General features: G+C 56.5%; 16 protein-coding genes. 11 read left to right on the top strand and 5 right to left on the bottom strand.

From position 1 onward, the window contains the following. Positions 1–36 precede the first annotated feature (36 nt). The gene (locus AC0L7S_RS08565) at positions 37–1,521 is read left to right on the top strand and encodes a carboxypeptidase M32 (RefSeq protein WP_473473935.1); all 1,485 of its coding nucleotides are present in this window, start codon (positions 37–39) and stop codon (positions 1,519–1,521) included. Between the two features lie 44 nt (positions 1,522–1,565). Next, positions 1,566–2,249 (top strand): nitroreductase family protein, encoded by a 684-nt coding sequence (locus AC0L7S_RS08560; RefSeq protein ID WP_473473934.1) that lies wholly within the window; start codon positions 1,566–1,568, stop codon positions 2,247–2,249. A 134-nt stretch (positions 2,250–2,383) separates the two neighbouring features. On the opposite strand, the gene AC0L7S_RS08555 is transcribed toward AC0L7S_RS08560, so the two are convergent. After that, on the bottom strand, positions 2,384–4,183 hold the full coding sequence (locus AC0L7S_RS08555) for an ABC transporter transmembrane domain-containing protein (protein WP_473473933.1): 1,800 nt from the start codon (positions 4,181–4,183) through the stop codon (positions 2,384–2,386). Between the two features lie 204 nt (positions 4,184–4,387). Between AC0L7S_RS08555 and rpmE the strand changes: the two genes are divergently transcribed. Next, positions 4,388–4,609 carry a 50S ribosomal protein L31 gene (gene rpmE, locus AC0L7S_RS08550; RefSeq protein WP_473473932.1) on the top strand — a complete coding sequence of 74 codons (222 nt, stop codon included), beginning with the start codon at positions 4,388–4,390 and terminating at the stop codon, positions 4,607–4,609. A gap of 502 nt (positions 4,610–5,111) precedes the next feature. On the opposite strand, the gene AC0L7S_RS08545 is transcribed toward rpmE, so the two are convergent. The 3 genes from AC0L7S_RS08545 to AC0L7S_RS08535 form a co-directional block, all read right to left on the bottom strand. Then, positions 5,112–5,771, bottom strand: a complete 660-nt coding sequence (locus tag AC0L7S_RS08545) for a peroxiredoxin (RefSeq protein WP_473473931.1) — start codon at positions 5,769–5,771, stop codon at positions 5,112–5,114. A gap of 252 nt (positions 5,772–6,023) precedes the next feature. Further along, positions 6,024–6,389 (bottom strand): cell division protein ZapA, encoded by a 366-nt coding sequence (locus tag AC0L7S_RS08540; protein ID WP_473473930.1) that lies wholly within the window; start codon positions 6,387–6,389, stop codon positions 6,024–6,026. 16 nt (positions 6,390–6,405) lie between these two features. Continuing rightward, positions 6,406–6,678: a DUF4164 domain-containing protein gene (locus tag AC0L7S_RS08535; protein ID WP_473473929.1), complete on the bottom strand. Its 273-nt coding sequence runs from the start codon at positions 6,676–6,678 to the stop codon at positions 6,406–6,408. A 254-nt stretch (positions 6,679–6,932) separates the two neighbouring features. Between AC0L7S_RS08535 and tkt the strand changes: the two genes are divergently transcribed. Then, complete coding sequence (gene tkt, locus AC0L7S_RS08530) at positions 6,933–8,924, top strand: transketolase (RefSeq protein WP_473473928.1); 1,992 nt, start codon at positions 6,933–6,935, stop codon at positions 8,922–8,924. 147 nt (positions 8,925–9,071) lie between these two features. Then, positions 9,072–10,082, top strand: a complete 1,011-nt coding sequence (gap, locus tag AC0L7S_RS08525) for a type I glyceraldehyde-3-phosphate dehydrogenase (protein WP_473473927.1) — start codon at positions 9,072–9,074, stop codon at positions 10,080–10,082. 211 nt (positions 10,083–10,293) lie between these two features. Here the strand turns inward: gap and AC0L7S_RS08520 are convergent, their stop codons facing one another. Beyond that, positions 10,294–10,932 (bottom strand): glutathione S-transferase family protein, encoded by a 639-nt coding sequence (locus tag AC0L7S_RS08520; protein ID WP_473473926.1) that lies wholly within the window; start codon positions 10,930–10,932, stop codon positions 10,294–10,296. A 475-nt stretch (positions 10,933–11,407) separates the two neighbouring features. On the opposite strand from AC0L7S_RS08520, the gene AC0L7S_RS08515 reads away from it, so the two are divergent. From AC0L7S_RS08515 to AC0L7S_RS08490, 6 genes are all read left to right on the top strand, one after another. Then, a complete protein-coding gene (locus AC0L7S_RS08515) occupies positions 11,408–13,348 on the top strand; it encodes a potassium/proton antiporter (RefSeq protein ID WP_473473925.1) in 1,941 nt (646 codons plus the stop codon). 99 nt (positions 13,349–13,447) lie between these two features. Next, positions 13,448–14,644 (top strand): phosphoglycerate kinase, encoded by a 1,197-nt coding sequence (locus tag AC0L7S_RS08510; RefSeq protein ID WP_473473924.1) that lies wholly within the window; start codon positions 13,448–13,450, stop codon positions 14,642–14,644. 139 nt (positions 14,645–14,783) lie between these two features. Beyond that, entirely contained in the window at positions 14,784–14,879 is a 96-nt protein-coding gene (locus AC0L7S_RS08505; protein WP_473473923.1) for a DUF6471 domain-containing protein, read from the top strand. Then, complete coding sequence (locus AC0L7S_RS08500) at positions 14,840–15,652, top strand: hypothetical protein (protein WP_473473922.1); 813 nt, start codon at positions 14,840–14,842, stop codon at positions 15,650–15,652. The genes AC0L7S_RS08505 and AC0L7S_RS08500 overlap by 40 nt, the downstream gene beginning before the upstream one ends. Positions 15,653–15,949: 297 nt before the next feature. Next, positions 15,950–16,975 carry a class I fructose-bisphosphate aldolase gene (locus AC0L7S_RS08495; RefSeq protein WP_473473921.1) on the top strand — a complete coding sequence of 342 codons (1,026 nt, stop codon included), beginning with the start codon at positions 15,950–15,952 and terminating at the stop codon, positions 16,973–16,975. A gap of 450 nt (positions 16,976–17,425) precedes the next feature. Then, on the top strand, positions 17,426–18,568 hold the full coding sequence (locus AC0L7S_RS08490; protein ID WP_473473920.1) for an efflux RND transporter periplasmic adaptor subunit: 1,143 nt from the start codon (positions 17,426–17,428) through the stop codon (positions 18,566–18,568). Positions 18,569–18,570: the final 2 nt, after the last annotated feature.

Genomic DNA, 18,570 nt, shown 5'->3' with positions numbered 1-18,570 from the left:
TGCCCCTCGTCAACATAGTCATAGCCGGGAAACCCCATGTCTTTCCAGAAACTCGACACTCTTTGCCGCAAGCTTGATGCGCTTGAACATGCGATGACAATTCTCGGCGTCGACGAGGCGACTTGCATGGCACCGGGCGGTGGCGAAAACCGGGCCGATGCGATGGCCACACTTGCGGGTATGTATCACCGTCAGGCTACTGCCCCGGAAATCGACGACTGGATCGCAACCGCAGGAGATGAGGCGCTTAACGAGGAGCAGACCGCCGCCTTGCGCGAATTCAAGCGCCAGCACATCAATTTGACCTGTCTTCCCGCTGAATTTGTCGAACGCCAAACCAATGCACGAATGCGTTCCGAGCAATTATGGCGCGATCTGCGTGCCAAGAATGACTGGACAGGCTTCCAGCCGGCACTGGAAAACATTGTTGTTCTTGTCCGCGAAGAGGCAGCCCTTCGGGCCGATGCGCTTGGCCTTGAACCTTATGACGCCTTGATGGAACAGTATGATCCCGGCAATCGTAGCGCCGATATCGCGCCGGTTTTTGCGCAATTGAAGACCTTTTTGAAAGATTTCGTGCCGCAGGCGCTCGCCGTTCAGGAAGAACGGTTGTCGAAACGACCCCTGAAGCCGCTTTCCGGCGTTTATCCGATTGATAAGCAGCGCGATCTTGGCCTTGCCATGATGGCTGCGGTCGGCTTTGACTTCACCCACGGTAGCCTGGCGGTTTCACACCACCCATTTTGTGGCGGCGTGCCCAGCGACGTACGCATAACCACCCGCTACAAGACCTCCGATTTCCTGTCGGCCTTGATGGGCGTCCTGCATGAGACCGGCCACGCCCTCTATGAACAGAACCTGCCCAAAGCCTGGGCCCATTGGCCTGTTGGCAAGGCGCGCGGCATGGCTATTCATGAAAGTCAAAGTCTGTTCGTGGAGAAGCAGATTGGTCGAAACCCGGCCTTCTGGCGCTGGGCGCTGCCGGTCGTGGAAAAACATCTTGGTGAAAACTGGTCGCTAGACGACATATTGGGCCATGTCCATCATGTCGAAAATGGCATGATCCGGGTCGATGCTGATGAAGTGACTTATCCGCTACATGTCATCTTGCGCTTTGAACTGGAACAAGACCTCGTCTCGGGCAAACTGGATGTGAGCGATCTTGCCGAAGCGTGGGACGCCAGGATGCGCGCCTATCTCTGCCTGTCCACCATCGATAACCCGGCCGATGGGCCTATGCAGGATGTTCACTGGCCAAGTGGCGCTTTCGGCTATTTTCCATCCTATACGCTGGGTGCCATGATGGCCGCGCAGCAATGGGCCGCGCTGACATCTGAACATCCGGCAGCAGACGACGACATTGCAAAAGGTGATTTCAAGGCGATCAACGATTGGCGCCGTGACAAGATTTGGGCACACGGGTCGCGATTCTCAACCCCGGAGTTGCTTGAACGGGCCACGGGCGAGCCCCTTAATGCCGTTCATTTCATCAAGCATCTAAAGAACCGCTATGGGCAATGAGAGCCTGACATCACAGCACTTCAATCACATCAGAAGGCCCGACAATGTCTCTTATCCAGCGCTATAATCCGGTTCCCTTGCCCGACTATCGCGAACTTCCGCTGGAAACGATGCGCGAAAACGCCAAGGCCTTCTATGATGAACTCAAGGCGCGCCATACGGTGCGCGAATTCTCGACCAGGCCAGTGCCGCGCGATATCATTGAAACCTGCATTCTGGCGGCGGGAACCGCGCCCAATGGTGCCAATCATCAACCGTGGCATTTCGCCGTAATCGGCGATCCCACGATCAAGAAGCAAATCCGGGACGCTGCCGAAACCGAAGAAAAAGCCTTCTATTCCGGCCGCGGCGGGGAAGAATGGCTAGCAGCACTGGCGCCGCTCGGCACGGATGCAAGCAAACCGTTTCTGGAAGAAGCTCCGTGGCTAATCTGCGTTTTCGGGGAACGCCGAAGCCGCTCGGCAGACGGCGTTATGCGCAAGAACTACTATGTACCGGAATCGGTCAGCATCGCCACGGGATTTCTTATCGCCGCGCTCCACAGGGCTGGCCTCGTCATGTTGACCCACACTCCCAATCCGATGGGTTTTCTCAACGAGATTTGCGGACGCGAGCCACACGACAAGCCTTACATACTTATGGTCGTCGGTTATCCCAAAGAGGGAGCAACGATCCCCGAACATGCAATGGAAAAGCGACCGCTTACAGAGATCGCAACCTTCCTGTAAGACATTTCCAGAAAAACTACGCGGCGGCTTTCCGCCCGAATTTGCATAAAAGCAAATATCTGGAGCGGCTCAGTGAGCCTGTCAAATGCAGAACCGTTTTCGCGGGCTATAGCCGAAAGACCGGCCCTGCCATGCTACTGTGCTGCGGTCTTCGACGCATCCAGGTCAGTCTCGAACTGCAATTTCGCCAGCTGCGAATAAATGCCGTTCAGCGCAACGAGGCTTTTGTGCGTTCCTTCCTCGACGATGCGCCCGCCGTCAAGCACCAGAATGCGGTCAGCTTTCAATACCGTCGCCAGACGGTGCGCAATGACTATTGTCGTGCGCCCCTGCATCAGATGTTCAAGTGCCTTTTGCACCAGCATTTCGCTTTGGGCATCCAGCGCCGAGGTCGCTTCATCGAGCAGAAGGATCGGCGCATCGCGCAAGATTGCCCGGGCAATGGCTATCCGCTGACGCTGGCCGCCCGACAACATGACCCCGCGCTCGCCGACTTGCGCCGCATAGCCACCGCTTAAACGCTCGATAAACTCGTCAACCAATGCCGCCTTTGCTGCGGCTTCAATCTCCGTTTCGGTAGCGCCAGGACGGCCAAAGGCGATATTCTCGCGCACGCTGGCGGCAAAGATCGTCACGTCTTGCGGCACGATTGAAATGCGCTCACGCAGTGCCGTTGGATCAACCTCGCGCGCATTGACGCTATCGACAAGAACCCGGCCTGTTTCGGGATCATAGAAGCGCAGAATCAGCGAAATGATCGTGCTTTTTCCGGCGCCCGAAGGACCGACAATGGCAACTGTCTCACCCGGCTTGACCGAAAAACTCAACTCCTCAATGGCTGCCCGATCCGGCCGCGCCGGGTAGGAGAACGACACGTCATCGAACTTGATCGCCCCCTTGCCTGTTGCAGGCAGTGGTTTTGCAATGGCCGGTATTTGAATATCCGGCTTCTCAGCCAATATCTCGGTTAGCCGCTCAGCCGCACCCGCCGCCTGGGAAAGCTCTCCCCAAACTTCGGAAAGCGCACCCATCGCGCCAGCGGCGAACACCGAATAGAGCAGGAATTGCCCTAGCGTTCCCGGCGACAAGGCACCAGAAAGCACATCGCGTGATCCGAACCACAGCACCGCCACGACCGATGCGAAAATCGTGAAAATGGCAAAGAATGTCAGGAACGAGCGCGCAAAGATCGACGCTCTTGCTGCCTCAAAAGCGGCTTCCACCGCACTGGAGAAACGACCAGTGACCATCTTTTCATTGGTGAAAGCCTGAAGCGTACGGACCGCACCGATCTGTTCGCTTGCATAGGCGGTTGCATCGGCCAAAGTGTCCTGGGCCAGCCGCGACTTGCGCCGGACCGACCGGCCGAATGCGACCAGCGGCACAACGATCAGCGGTATGGCAGCAATGACCAGACCTGACAGCTTTGGACTGGTCACCACCATCATCGCCAACGCACCCAGCCCGAGAATGACGTTGCGCAAGGCGACCGAAGCTGTCGCCCCCACTGCCGATTTGACCTGCGTGGTGTCGGCTGCCAGACGGGAAATGATCTCGCCGGATTGCGAGCGATCGAAAAAGCTGGGCGAAAGCGTCGTTACATGACTGAAAACATCGCGCCGAATATCCGAGACCACGCGCTCGCCCAGCGTGATGACAAAATAATAGCGCCCGGCTGATGCAAGCGCCAGCAAGGCTGCCATGACCATCAGCATGGCAAAATAATTTGCAATCAGCGACGAGTCGGATGTCGAAAAACCGTGATCGATCATCCGCCGCACGGCCACTGGAATGGCAAGCGTCGTCACCGCCGCCAGGGTCAGGGACACAAGCGCACCGACAACCAGCTTGCGATAATGCCCTATATAGGGAAAAAGGCGCCGTAGCGGTGTGAGTGAGCGCCTGCGCTCCTCCGCGCTTTCTGTTTGCGCCATATTCCGCATCCTCTGCCACGCTTGCGATCCGGGTCATCGATATGGCCCTGCGCGACCTTGTGATTCAATTTCGGTTGATGTATAGGCACGCCAACTTCTTTGGAAGCCGTGGCTCATCAATAGCTGCGGCTTTGAGTTTTAAAAAGGGGCGCATCGACGCAGGCCATCTGGCATTGCCGCGCCGCGAGAGCCAGGAACAGAGCGATGAAGTCCGATATCCATCCCGATTACCACGCCATCAAAGTCGTCATGACCGACGGCACCGAATACGCGACCCGCTCAACCTGGGGCGCGGAAGGCGATACGATGAACCTCGACATCGACCCTTCCACGCATCCGGCTTGGACCGGCGGCCAGCAGACATTGCTTGACCGCGGTGGCCGTCTGTCGAAGTTCAAGAAGCGCTTCGAAGGTTTCGGCCTTTAAAGCAATTCCAGGAAAAGCGCTGTGCGCTTTTCCGTCCAAAATTTCGTAAAATAATTACTTGGAGCGGCTCAGCTATTCTATCAAAAGCTGGGCCGCACCTGTGCATGCCGCCCAAAAGTGTGCAGCGGTTTTGGGACGACGACATGCACAAAAACAATAACTTAAAGCACTCCGCATGATCCCTGTGGACGCGATGTGCTTTAATTACTGTTGCCGTACAGGATTGAACGTAGCCGCTGACGCCGCATCTGGCGGGTCGGTTTGCGATCAGCTTGCGTATGAGCTGTGCCGCGGCCATCGTGCCAGCCTTTTCGTGAAGTTCGGCTTAGGCGAAGCAGGCTGAGCTTGCTTCCCGCGAGGCGGACCGCGCCGCTATCGAGTGTGAAACCAGCCGATCGAAATGCACTCTCGGAATATCTTCACAATTTTGGACCGCACGAAGACACAGCCTCGTGCGGCCGCCATCATTTAGTTTGATCAAGCAGATGGCTGCTTCGTGCGTTCAAGCAGATGGCTGCTTGGTCTTGCGCAGATATGGCAGGACAGTCTCAAATGCGCCGAAACGCTTGATTGCATCTTCATCAGACACAGCGCCACCGATGACCACATCGTCACCCGGCTGCCAGTCGGCCGGGGTCGAGACCTGATGCTTGGCGGTAAGCTGAATGGAATCGATTGCGCGCAGGATTTCCGCAAAATTGCGCCCTGTCGACATTGGATAGGTCAAAATCAGCTTGATCTTCTTGTCGGGCCCGATGACGAACACCGAGCGAACCGTCTGGTTGTCGGCCGGGGTACGTCCCTCTGAACTGTCGCCTGCCGCTGCAGGCAGCATGTCGTAGAGTTTGGCAACTTTGAGATCCTTGTCGCCGATCATCGGGTAATTGACCGCATGACCGGTCGCAACCTTGATGTCATCTTTCCATTTGTTGTGGCTTTCCACGGGATCGACCGAGATACCTATGATCTTGGCGTTGCGCTTTTTGAACTCACCTTCCAACCCTGCCATGGTGCCGAGTTCGGTGGTGCAGATCGGCGTGAAATCCTTGGGGTGCGAGAAGAGAACGGCATATCCCTCTCCAATCCAATCGTAGAATTGAATAGTTCCCTGTGTGGTTTCTGCTGTGAAGTCGGGGGCCGTGTCGTTGATACGAAGACTCATGGCGTGTCCAATCTTATATATGTGCTGAATTTGATCCGGGCTGGTAGCTCGGTCATGTATTTCTAGCACTGTTGTGGGGTTGAAGAAAATGCCGGCAGCCTTCGGTCAGCCTGCACGGCGCAAAATTCTTCCTGAAATTGCGTTGAAATGGGAAAATCATCCCAGGGCGCGAATACGATCCCTCGCCAGAGACCGAAAAACCAAGGCCGAATTCAAGGTCGAGCAAGGGGGTTAAAGGATAGTGGCCTTCAATCAGGCTTTTCGGACCGTCAGCGTTGAAGCCATGTCTTCCATACGTTGCGCCAGCGCGCTGAGCGCGCCCGTGATGGCAGAATCGTTCTTGTCGGCCTTTGTCAGCGCATCGTCGCGTGTCTTGCGCAAGGTTTGCACCTCGCTTTCCATGCCCTTTATGCGCTTCTGCAATTCGGAAAACTCGTCCATCACCATGATGCCGGCCATCACCGTCAGGCGCTGGTCGCCTATTTCACCAAACGATTCCTTGAGATGCAACACATAGCGGTCGAACCGCTCAGCCAGATCGATCAAATGTTCTTCCTGGCCCTCGTCGCAGGCCATGCGGTACTGTTTTCCGTCGATTGAAACCGTCACTTGGGCCATGTCACAACCTGCCGTTCTACCTGTCGAGTACCGCGCGAATGGTTTCCATCGCGGCTACCAGCCGGCGAGATACTTCCTTGTTGGCATCTTCCAGGCGCTCGGCCCGGGCTTCTGAATTGTCGAGTTCCTGTGCCAGTCGAGAACGGTCGGCGTTCATGCGCTGCACTTCAGCCTCGGCTTCAGAATAATCGCGCTCATGTTCCAACCGCGCAGCAACAGCGTTTTCGAGCCCGTCGATTGCCTTGCCAAGCCGGGCGATGACTTCCTTCAGTGTTGTTTCACCGGTCATGGCCGTCGTCCTATGTTGTGCCCATCACCGAATCGTTCGTAATCAGAACGCGTTACCGCTGAAAGATTAGGCGCCGTGTGAAGCGTGCGTCAACAATGCTCTCGCGCTGTCCCCCGTTAACGCGGATTAATACCGGCTCCAGCGCGGCAAAATCGGCAAATGCACACCGATTTATTGACTAAAACGGCGCGCCTGCTATGTGTCGCGCACCTTTTGAAGGCTCTCCCAAGCCCCGAACCTGCCCTGGAGGAAACATGCCCTCGCGTGAAGAACATGACCGGATGGCCAATGCGATCCGCTTTTTATCCATGGATGCCGTGGAAAAAGCCAAATCCGGTCATCCCGGCCTGCCAATGGGGTGCGCCGATATTGCCACCGTGCTGTTTACGCGCTTCCTGAAATTTGATCCGAAAAATCCGCACTGGCCGGATCGGGACCGTTTCATTTTGTCGGCTGGCCACGGTTCCATGCTGCTTTATTCGTTGCTGTATCTGACCGGCTATGAGGACATCGACCTCGACCAGATCAAGAATTTCCGCCAGCTTGGATCGCGCACTGCCGGTCACCCGGAATATGGCCACGCTGCCGGTATCGAGACGACGACAGGGCCGCTTGGTCAAGGCGTCGCCAATTCTGTCGGCTTCGCTCTTGGCGAGCGCATCATGAATGCAGCCTTTGGCAATGATCTCGTCGATCACTACACCTATGTTCTGGCCGGTGACGGATGCCTGATGGAAGGCATTTCGCAAGAGGCTATTGCTCTTGCCGGTCATCTCAAGCTCAACAAGCTGATTTTGTTCTGGGACAACAACAACATCTCGATCGACGGGCCGGTATCACTGTCGGACAACACCGATCAGGTTGCCCGGTTCCAGGCTTCGGGCTGGAATGCCATGCACATCGACGGCATGGACCCCGAAGCAATCGCCTATGCCATCGAGGCCGCTCGTCATTCAGACAAGCCGACGTTGATTGCCGCCAAGACGACGATCGGGTTTGGCGCGCCGACCAAGGCCGGTACCAACAAGGTTCACGGGTCACCACTTGGTGCGGAAGAAATCGCTGGAGCCCGCAAGTTCCTCGACTGGAGTTCAGAACCGTTCGACATTCCGGCAGACATTCTTGACGCATGGCGTCAAGCAGGCAAAGCGGGCGTCAAGGCGCGCACCGACTGGGAAGGCCGTTTTGCCAAAACCGATGCCAAGATAAAATCCGAGTTCGAGCGGCGCATCAGCGGCAAGCTGCCAGTGGAACTGGATGCCATTATCGGCGACTACAAGAAGAAACTTGCTGCCGACAAACCGAAAGTCGCCACACGCAAATCCTCGGAAATGGCGCTTGAGGTCATCAATGGTGCCGTTCCCGAAACCATTGGCGGGTCGGCAGATTTGACCGGCTCAAACAACACCAAGACCAGCCAGACCAAAAATATCACGCCTGACAATTATGGCGAGCGCTACGTCCACTATGGCATTCGCGAGCATGGCATGGCGGCGGCAATGAACGGCCTGACATTGCATGGCGGCATCATCCCCTACGGTGGCACATTCATGTGTTTCTCCGACTACGCACGGCCAGCGATGCGACTTGCTTCATTGATGGGAATTCGCTCGATTTTCGTCATGACCCATGATTCCATCGGACTTGGCGAAGACGGCCCGACGCATCAACCCGTCGAGCACCTCGCTGCATTGCGCGCCATCCCGAACCACAATGTGTTTCGCCCTGCTGACGCCACCGAAACCGCCGAATGCTGGCAATTGGCGCTGGAGTCGGAAAAGACACCTTCGACCCTGGCGCTCACTCGCCAGAATTTGCCGGCATTGCGCACCGAATTCGTCAAGGACAATCTGTGCGCGCATGGTGCGTATGAACTCGCCAGTGCCGATGGCAATGCTGCCGTCACCATTTTCGCCAGCGGTTCCGAGGTTGAAATCGCCTTGGCCGCACGCACGCTTTTGCAAGGCCACGGCCACCCGACACGTGTCGTTTCGGTTCCCTGCTTCGAACTGTTTGAAAAACAGGATGCGGACTACCAGAAAAAGACAATCGGCAAGACCGGGGTCAAGATTGCCATCGAAGCCGGTATTCGCCAAGGCTGGGATCGCCTCATCGGTTCAGACGGCATCTTTGTCGGCATGACCGGGTTTGGCGCGAGCGGCACCATCGAACAGCTCTATCCGCATTTTGGCATCACCGCTGAGGCTGCTGCCAAGGCCGCCGAGGCGCGGTTGCACCAGAAGTGAGGGTAGCGGGTTCGCGCCTGTGAGCGCATTTGACAAATTGATCGATCATGTCTGGCCGATCAATTTTTAGCACGTGGCGGGTGGTGGTTTCCCCCGACATTCGCCCATATGAAAAGGTAGGAAATTTTCCGCCTTCAGGAGAAGAATATGACTGTCAAGGTTGCCATTAATGGCTTTGGCCGCATCGGCCGCAACATTTTGCGCGCGATTTATGAATCTGGCCGCAAGGATATCGAGGTCGTTGCCGTCAATGATCTTGGCCCGGTCGAAACCAATGCGCATCTTCTGCGCTACGACAGTGTTCACGGGCGCTTTCCCCATGAAGTTTCCGTGCAGGGCGATCACATCGCTATCGGCTCCAACAAGTTCAAGGTAACCGCGATCAAGGATCCGACACAGTTGCCGTGGAAAGAACTCGGCGTCGATATCGCGCTGGAATGCACCGGTATTTTTGCGACCCGAGACAAGGCCGCTGCCCATCTTGCCGCAGGTGCCAAACGCGTGCTCGTATCGGCTCCGGCTGACGGTGCCGATCTCACCGTCGTATTTGGCGTCAATCACGACAAGCTGACGAAAGATCACGTCGTCATCTCGAACGCGTCATGCACGACCAACTGCCTTGCACCCGTTGCCATGGTTTTGAACAACGCTTTCGGCATTGAGAAGGGGTTCATGACCACGGTCCACGCCTATACGGGCGACCAGCCAACGCTCGATACCATGCACAAGGATCTTTATCGCGGCCGCGCTGCTGCGATGTCGATGATCCCGACCTCGACCGGAGCGGCCAAGGCTGTCGGTCTGGTATTGCCGGAGTTGAAGGGCAAGCTCGACGGTGTGTCGATCCGCGTTCCCACCCCTAATGTGTCGGTCATCGACTTCAAATTCGTCCCCAGGCGCAATGTCACCGTCGATGAAGTCAACGAAGCCTTGGTCGCAGCCGCCGACGGTCCGCTCAAGAACATCCTTGCCTATACGAAAGAGCCGCTGGTCTCGATCGACCTCAACCACAACCCGGCGTCTTCGACGTTCGCGCTCGATCAGACCAAGGTCGTTGAAGGCAATCTCGTGCGTGTCATGTCCTGGTACGACAATGAATGGGGTTTCTCCAATCGCATGGCCGACACCGCAGTTGCGTTTGGCAAGACAATCGCCTGACCAGTTTCGCTGGTTGGTGACAGAGCGCCCGCGCCATGTCCCCAACCCTTAACTTGAATGTCGAATACTTTCTGTCGCAAAAGCCGGAATTTTGCACCCACCTTTTGCGACAGAATCTCGGCTGAACTTTCAGCGATCCGAAAATCGTCGCGAATATTGGGAGTTGTGCGACTAGAGAAGGTCGCAGAAGAGTGATTTCGCGACGGTCGACTTAGCCTGCCGCAGCGAAATGCGTCATCTGGTCTGCGTGTGCCTTCACGAAGGACGGGCGAGCCGTGGCACGCGCGACATAGTTACGACACGCTGGATATTCTGCCAGCCCGCCGAACCGATCGACAAGGCGCAGCACGTCCGACATGGCTATGTCGGCGACGGAGAAGTTTCCGGCCAACCACTCACGCCCTGCTAGCACGGTATTCATGTGCTGGAGCCGCGAGTTGAGAAGCCCGTCCAGACGCTTCCGTTCCGGCGTATCAGCGTCATCGCCGGCGAACTTGAACAGCGACCAAGGCACGCTCGACATCTCGACCGAGTTGAGGGCTGCGAACAGCCATTCGATCACCTCGGAGCGCCCGCGCGGATCGACAGGCATTAGCGTATCGCTACGCTCGCCCAGATGAAGAAGGATCGCGCCGCTCTCGAAGATCGAGATATCCCCGTCGGTCAACCACGGTATCTGGCCGAAAGGTTGGTGCGTGAAATGCTCGGCATTCTTATCACGCGATGACACACTCTCAACGCGGTAAGGCAACCCAGCCTCTTCCAGTGCCCACCTCACACGTATGTCACGCACATAACCCCGTGGCGCTTCGGGTACCCAATCAAAAGTCGTCAGAATCACGTCGGCCATTCATCATCTCCGTTTAATGGTTCACAGCAAGGACGGACGAACGTCTCCGTGCCCGACATAATCGTCAACTTTTTCGTCACTGCCTGTCCACGCGAAGGTTACGGGTCGATTCCGGCCACATGCTTCTCGCGAAAACCCTGATTAACGCGACAGCTTCGCGATCAAATTTTGCAGCGTCGCCAAAAGGGCATTGAGTACGCAGAATGCTTCACGAAGATATTCCTCGCCAAAAATTACGCTTGCAACCACCCGCACAGCAAGCAGCTTCGGCACGCCTACCGTCTGGATTCCGCATTTCGGTTGAGAGCTGGGGCCATATCCGGGCGCTTTCATCTGGAAAAAGCCAAAAATATTCGCTTAGCGCGAATATTTGCGCCCACAACCTTGCAAGCTGCCATGTCTTCGCCGCACTCTGCTTTATTCAGAAATGTAACTGATCCCGAAAGGGGGACGCTATTCGAGGGGAAACGGGGGCATGGAGAACGCGATCTATCTGGTGACGCTGGTCGGCACCGGGCTTGTGATCGCCGCCGCGTTCTCGAGCCTGATAGCCTTCCGCTTCGGCGCCCCTTTGCTTCTTCTGTTTCTGGGAATTGGTCTGGTCACAGGGGCAGACGGTCTCGGTATCCAGTTTGACAATCCAGGTGTTGCCTATTTCATTGGCTCGCTGGCGCTGGCCGTCATCCTGTTCGATTCCGGTTTCGGCACGCCACTGAACGCGCTTCGACAGGCGGCCGGGCCTGCCATGTCCCTGGCCACGATTGGCGTTCTCATTACGACTGGCGTGTTCGGGGTTGCTTCATATTATTTGCTCGATCTGACCTGGCTCGAATCATTCCTGCTCGGCGCAGCCGTTGCATCCACGGATGCTGCCGCCGTTTTCTACCTGCTGCGCGCTGGCGAGATCAACCTGCGTGAACGCGTGAGAGCGACGCTTGAGGTGGAATCCGGAAGCAACGATCCTATCGCCATTTTTCTCACCATCACGCTTGTCGAAATCATTGCCGCGGGTGCACACCCTGAAGCAAATGTTCTGGCCATGGACCTTGTCACCGGCTTCCTGATCAGTATGGGGATTGGCGCCATCGTCGGTGTTCTGGGTGGCATGGCCATCGTGCGCCTTGTCGATCGGTTGAACCTCGATCTGGGATTGCTGCCCATCTTCGTGCTGACATTGTCGCTGATGGTATTTGCCGCAGCCGGATCGATTGGAGGATCAGGCTTTCTGGCCGTTTATCTGGCGGGCATGGTCGCTGGAAATTCCGACATTCGCGCCGTGACGGTGATGAAGCGGTTTCAGGACGGCATGTCGTGGCTGGCCCAGATCATCATGTTTCTCGTGCTCGGGCTGTTTGCTACGCCGTCCCAGTTTCCGGCGATCCTCGTGCCGGCTGTGGCGCTCGGCCTGTTTCTCATCTTTGTCGCGCGCCCCGTTGCGGTCTGGCTTTGCCTGTTTCCCTTTCGCCTGCCACGCCCGGAGGTGGCGTTCATTTCATGGGTGGGCTTGCGCGGTGCGGTGTCTATCCTGTTGGCCATTACCCCTTTGTTGGGAGGGCTTGAAAATGGTCGCCTGATCTTCAATATCGCTTTTATCGTCGTGCTGGTTTCGCTCTTGGTTCAGGGTTGGACTATCGGACCACTGGCGCGACGCCTTGGTCTGATCGTGCCCGCCCGCCTTGGTCCTCTCGACAAGGTTGAACTGGAACTGCCGGGCTCTGCCCGCCATGAATTGCTGGCATATCGTGTCGCTCCGGGAAGTCCTGTGGCGCGTGGCGAGCGCATTCCCCGATGGGCAAGGCCATCCTTGATCGTGCGCGACGGGCGTTCCATGCGATTTCAGGATATGGGCAGACTGACGGCTGGCGACAATGTCTATATTTTTGTGCCCGATCGCTACCCGCGCCTGCTCGACAAACTATTTGCCAGCAGGGCGGCCGTGGAACCTGAAGATGTCGATTTCTTCGGCGCGTTCGCCGTCGATCCGGCGCGCCCAGCAGGAGAATTGCAAGCAGCCTACGGACCGGAATTGACCGAAGCTGAACGCAAGCTCACGGTCGGTGAATTGGTCGTTGAACGGCTTGGCGGTCATGCCGAATACGCCGATCGCGTGCCGATGGGGCCGATCGAACTCATCGTGCGTGATGTTGACGACAAGGGACGCATCACGGGGCTTGGCCTGTCATTTGAGTCGACTGCGCCGGTGGCGCGCGTTCCGGTGTTCCTCAGTGCGGGCGAGATTCGCGACCGTATCGTCGAATTCATCCAGCGTCGAAGGAAGCGGGCAGAACCGGAAGCTGAAACAGACCCCGAGCCGGACAGTGAGCCGGACACCGGGCAGGCGGCTCCAGAAACGACGCCCGCGCCTGATCCAACAGATACCAGTGCGCGAGATGAAAAGCCTCCGGGTGGTGGCTGAGGACAGTCTTGGCATATTCTCAGCGCCGTTTATGCAACGGGCCTTGCATCGCTTGCCGCCCCGGTTATGTTCCGGCGGATTTTCACGAAAGGGATATTGATGACCAGCTTCAAGACGCTTGATGACATAGGTGCCGTGGATGGCAAGCGCGTGCTGGTGCGTGTCGATCTCAATGTTCCTATGTCGGACGGCAAGGTCACCGATGCAACACGTATCGAGCGCATCGCGCCAACAATCACCGAATTGTCGAGAAATGGAGCCAAGGTCGTCCTGCTTGCGCATTTCGGTCGCCCGAAAGGAACCTATGCACCGGAATTCTCGCTTGAACCGATTGCGGTGGCATCGGCTAAGGTTCTGGGGCGTCCGGTCAGCTTTGCTGTCGATTGCATTGGCGAGAAGGCCGCCAATGCAGTTGCGGCGATGAAGAATGGCGATGTGCTGCTTCTGGAAAATACCCGTTTCCATAAGGGTGAGGAAAACAACGAACCGGAATTTGCCGCGGAATTGGCTGTGAATGGCGAGATTTTTGTCAGCGACGCTTTTTCCGCCGCACACCGTGCACACGCCTCGACCGAAGGGCTTGCCCATATTCTGCCCGCCTTTGCCGGGCGCACCATGCAGGCAGAACTGGATGCACTCGAAAAAGGCCTTGGCAATCCCACCAAGCCGGTTATTGCAATCGTCGGTGGTGCCAAGGTTTCTACCAAGATCGACCTGTTGATGAACCTCGTGAAAAAGGTCGATGCGCTGGTCATTGGAGGCGGCATGGCCAACACGTTCCTGGCCGCGCGCGGCACGAATGTTGGCAAATCGCTTGCCGAGCACGATCTCGCGCCAACGGCCAAGCAGATCATGATTGAAGCGGCGGAAGCCGGTTGCGCGATCATCCTGCCCTCGGATGGTGTTGTGGCGAGAGAATTCAAGGCGGGTGCAGCAAATGAAACGGTTGCAATCGAATCCGTGCCCGGCGATGCCATGATCCTCGACGTTGGACAAAAAACTGTCGATGCCGTCAATCAATGGATCGACCGCGCTGCAACGCTGGTCTGGAACGGACCGCTTGGCGCGTTCGAAATCGAACCGTTCGACCGTGCCACAGTTGCGGCTGCCCAACATGCGGCGGCGCGAACCAAAGCCGGAAAGCTGGTGTCCGTCGCTGGCGGTGGTGATACGGTGGCGGCGCTGAACCATGCGGGTGTCGCTGGCGATTTCACCTATGTCTCGACTGCCGGCGGCGCTTTTCTCGAATGGATGGAGGGTAAACCACTGCCCGGTGTCGATGTTTTGAAGCGGTAAATTGTTTTCCTTGTCTGCAAAAGACAAGGATACGGTCTTTGTAGCAAAAGCACCAAGTTTCCCACTGTCAAACCCTAGGGCGTAGACCTATGCGCAGCTAATCGAGAAATTGGCAGCGATAGGGGTTGACGAAAAGGAGGTGACAGTGCGGAATAAGCTGTCTCAAGGCAAATTCACAGCAGCGTTTTTCCTACAATGTCTGACGGCAATCGACGCGACAGAGGTTCGCTTATAGCGTTAGGGCTGGCACTTGTTGCCATTGTTCTTGTCTCGTGGTTGAGTCAACCTTCTGACAACCCAATAGCTCAGACAAACACCGCCGAGGTGGAGAAGCCCCAATATGACAATGTCACCCAGCTTGTAGCCGCTATCCGCGAATTCGATCCGTGGGACGACACCTATGCGCAATGGATCATGGCACTCTTTTCTATTGCCGCGACCGGGGCCAGCATTTTCGCAGTCATTCTGCTGCGAGACACGCTGACTGCCACCCAAGAAGCTAACAAGAATGCCGCTGACGGGGTGGCCGCTGCTCAGGATTCGATTCATCTCCAAAGCCAGACCAGCATGCGCGAACTCCGCGCCTATCTGTGCTTGCACAACGCTGAAATTTTAGATGCCGAAGATAAAGTTGGCTTTAGCGCCAAACTGAAATTCACCAACTTTGGCCAAACGCCCGCCTATAACGTGCGAATCCGATGCCGAGAGGTGACTATCAAACCCGAATCGATCGGGCCAACGATGATAAGCTTTACTGATATTTCGACCACAGAACCTATAGTAACCGGTCCTGATGCTTCTGTATCCAAGAGCATCCATAACATTTTGGATGCCGCGGAACTCACGGCGATCCAAAAAGAGGAATTCGTGATTTGGATCTATGGCAACGCGACCTACGAGGATGTGTTCAACCGCGAGTGGACCACAACTTTCTGTTTGCGCGTCTGGCGTTTCGGCCAACCCACGGAAAGAATTGGCCCTTGCGATTTCGGAAATACTGCCACATAGGCTCGCCGCTAGAGCTAAAACCAACAACCGCTTCCAACGCGTCATTTGACGGTCCTCTCTAGAACCGTCCTGAATAGCTCGGCACCCTTGGTATTTTTGCTACATAAGACCGCAAGGATATAATGAAGTAGGTGCTTTCAATCGATTTGAGGCTGAAGCCGCCATTTCTTTGCCTGCCGGGTTCTGTTATTCGCCCGGCATTAAAGCGATGAACTGCGCTGGCCCTTTGTTTTTGCGCAATTCCTTATGAAGCTGGCTTTACGCTTCTGGAATTGCTCTTGTTGAGGAGTGAGAAATATGAGCGAACGTCTTGAGGACATTGCTGCTGCGATGGTTGCGGGCGGCAAGGGTTTGTTGGCAGCCGACGAAAGTTCGGGAACCATCAAGAAGCGCTTCGACGCGATCAACGTCGAGTCCACGGTCGACAGCCGGCGCGATTATCGCGAAATGATGTTCCGCACCGAAGAGGCGATGAACCGTTATGTCTCGGGCGTTATTCTTTTCGACGAAACCATTCGGCAAAAGGCTGCCGACGGTACGCCGCTGGTCGATATCATCAAAGCCGCCGGGGCAATTCCCGGCATCAAGGTCGATGCGGGTGCCAAACCTCTGGTGAATTTCCCCGGCGATACGATCACGGAAGGCCTCGACGGTCTTCGCGAACGGTTGGCGGAATATTACAAGCTCGGTGCCCGTTTTGCCAAATGGCGTGGGGTGATCGACATTGACGTTAGCAAGAACGTACCGTCTTCGACCTCAATTGCCGCCAACGCTCATGCGCTTGCCCGTTATGCGGCACTTTGCCAGGAAGCTGGCATTGTTCCGATCGTTGAGCCGGAAGTCCTGATGGACGGCGCTCACGACATCGACACATGCTACGAGATCACCAAGGCGACCTTGCTCAACCTTTATTCCGAACTCTATGCGGCGCGTGTCGTGCTTGAAGGCACGGTGCTAAAGCCAAACATGGTCATCGCCGGCAAGAAATCAGGAAAGCCAGGCAAGCCGGAAGAAGTTGCCGCAAGAACCATCAAGCTGTTTCGTGAAACGGTTCCCCTGGCGGTTCCCGGTATCGCCTTCCTGTCCGGCGGTCAGTCGGACGAAGAGGCGACCGCGAACCTCAATGCCATCAATGCGATTGGTCCGCATCCGTGGAAGCTGACCTTCTCATATGGGCGCGCCTTGCAGGCGGCACCGCAAAAAGCGTGGGCGGGCAAAGCGGAAAACGTTGGTGCCGCTCAGGCTGCATTCACGCATCGGGCGCGTATGAACCATCTGGCGGCGCTGGGCACATGGAAGCCGTCCCTCGAAGCCGGCGCCTGAAACACTCGACACTGGTTATGACAATTTCAACCCGGGCCTCGCGCCCGGGCTTTGTTTTGTAGGAATTGGCATTCGTCATACGTCCTTGAGCGACAAAGGAGAACATGCACATGTCTTGTCGTCGCCCGTATTCGGATGTTTCGCGAATGTGTACCGCAGATTGACCGCAACTAGGCGAAGATCACACAATCTGTCATTATGCTGACAATTGTTGCCAATCGGGCTCGTGTAGCCCGTTTTGAGCGGGTCTGGGGCCGGCAACGCCAGGAACAGTTTCGACTAACCGAATAACGCATCAACTTTTCTGACTGTTTTGCCTTTGAAAGTTGATGTAGAAGGCCCGCCTTGCCGATCACGGCGAATTGAACACGAGGTGCCAATACCCATATTGAACCTCGCGTCGAGCGAAACTGCAGTCACGATCATTTGCTGCGCACCGGAAAGAAAACGATGCCGAAATTCAAGTTTCACAAGCTTGCCGCGATAATTGTGCTTATTGGCTTCGCAGCCTGGGTTGCGACCGGCGCGTTTTCCTCCGTTGGCGGGGCCGCGGGCGAAGACAAGGCGACGCAGACCAAGGCAGACGAGGCGAAGATCGATGAAGCGCCGCTGCGGGTCGTCAAGGTGATCGTTCCGCCTCGTGGAAATCATGCGCGCGCCATCCGTATCTCCGGCCTCACCGAAGCCGACAAGCGTGCGGTTCTGGCGACGCGGGTCGGCGGTGTTATCGCCGAATTGCCCGTCAAGCAGGGCGAACGGGTCAAAACAGGCGACATGGTGCTGATGCTGGATGCCGAGGAAAAGGTCGCAGCGGTCGACAACGCCAAACAGGTTCTGGTTCAGCGCCAGGCCGAGATTGAAGCCTCCGAACGGCTTGCCAAATCAGGCAATCTGGCAAAATTGCAGCTCGATACGGCGCGGTCATCTCTTTCTGCGGCAAAATCTCAGCTTGAGGCTGCCGAAGCTGAGCTTGCGCGCAACGAAGTCAAAGCGCCATTCGACGGCATTATCGATCGTGTAGATGTGGAACTCGGCAGTGCCGTCATGCAGGGCGGCGAAGTTGCCACCATCATCAGCCTCGACCCGATCATCGCGCGCGGCGAAGTCAGCGAGCGAGATGTTGGCTACATCAAGATTGGCGACAAGGCGAAAGTTCGTCTCGTCAACGACCAGATTGTTGAGGGCACCGTGCGCTATATCAGTCGCGATGCGTCTTCCGCGACCCGTACTTTCCGGCTGGAAATTGCCATCGACAACCCCGACAGGACCATTCCTGCGGGGATGACGGCGGAGATATCGCTTAGCGCGCAATCGACAGAAGCAATCGTCCTGCCGCGTTCGGTTGTCACGCTGGGCGACAAAGGGGATCTCGGCATACGCGCGGTCAACAAAGACGATGTGGTGGTTTTCTATCCGATTGATCTTGTTGATGATAAGCCGAGCGGCCTGGTTCTCGCAGGCATTCCGGCAGGTGCACGCGTTATCATTGCAGGGCAGCAATTGGTGGCAGAAGGCGACAAGGTCAAGACGGTCGAAGCAGACCCTGAAGAAATCAGGAAACTGGTTGGTGACGTGACCGGTGGGACGCAGTAACC

The organism is Mesorhizobium sp. G2-6-1, from assembly GCF_055809095.1.
The sequence above is the reverse complement of the archived record's forward strand: the minus strand, read 5'-3'. Positions and strand labels throughout refer to the sequence as shown.

Excerpts from the sequence above, each read along its gene's own strand:
- AC0L7S_RS08565 (WP_473473935.1), top strand. The coding sequence starts at position 37 with ATGTCTTTCCAGAAACTCGACACTCTTTGCCGCAAGCTTGATGCGCTT.
- AC0L7S_RS08545 (WP_473473931.1), bottom strand. The coding sequence starts at position 5,771 with ATGAGTCTTCGTATCAACGACACGGCCCCCGACTTCACAGCAGAAACC.
- AC0L7S_RS08510 (WP_473473924.1), top strand. The coding sequence starts at position 13,448 with ATGACCAGCTTCAAGACGCTTGATGACATAGGTGCCGTGGATGGCAAG.
- AC0L7S_RS08540 (WP_473473930.1), bottom strand. The coding sequence starts at position 6,389 with ATGGCCCAAGTGACGGTTTCAATCGACGGAAAACAGTACCGCATGGCC.
- AC0L7S_RS08535 (WP_473473929.1), bottom strand. The coding sequence starts at position 6,678 with ATGACCGGTGAAACAACACTGAAGGAAGTCATCGCCCGGCTTGGCAAG.
- AC0L7S_RS08500 (WP_473473922.1), top strand. The coding sequence starts at position 14,840 with ATGTCTGACGGCAATCGACGCGACAGAGGTTCGCTTATAGCGTTAGGG.
- AC0L7S_RS08555 (WP_473473933.1), bottom strand. The coding sequence starts at position 4,183 with ATGGCGCAAACAGAAAGCGCGGAGGAGCGCAGGCGCTCACTCACACCG.
- AC0L7S_RS08515 (WP_473473925.1), top strand. The coding sequence starts at position 11,408 with ATGGAGAACGCGATCTATCTGGTGACGCTGGTCGGCACCGGGCTTGTG.
- AC0L7S_RS08560 (WP_473473934.1), top strand. The coding sequence starts at position 1,566 with ATGTCTCTTATCCAGCGCTATAATCCGGTTCCCTTGCCCGACTATCGC.
- gap (WP_473473927.1), top strand. The coding sequence starts at position 9,072 with ATGACTGTCAAGGTTGCCATTAATGGCTTTGGCCGCATCGGCCGCAAC.
- AC0L7S_RS08490 (WP_473473920.1), top strand. The coding sequence starts at position 17,426 with ATGCCGAAATTCAAGTTTCACAAGCTTGCCGCGATAATTGTGCTTATT.
- AC0L7S_RS08520 (WP_473473926.1), bottom strand. The coding sequence starts at position 10,932 with ATGGCCGACGTGATTCTGACGACTTTTGATTGGGTACCCGAAGCGCCA.
- AC0L7S_RS08495 (WP_473473921.1), top strand. The coding sequence starts at position 15,950 with ATGAGCGAACGTCTTGAGGACATTGCTGCTGCGATGGTTGCGGGCGGC.
- rpmE (WP_473473932.1), top strand. The coding sequence starts at position 4,388 with ATGAAGTCCGATATCCATCCCGATTACCACGCCATCAAAGTCGTCATG.
- tkt (WP_473473928.1), top strand. The coding sequence starts at position 6,933 with ATGCCCTCGCGTGAAGAACATGACCGGATGGCCAATGCGATCCGCTTT.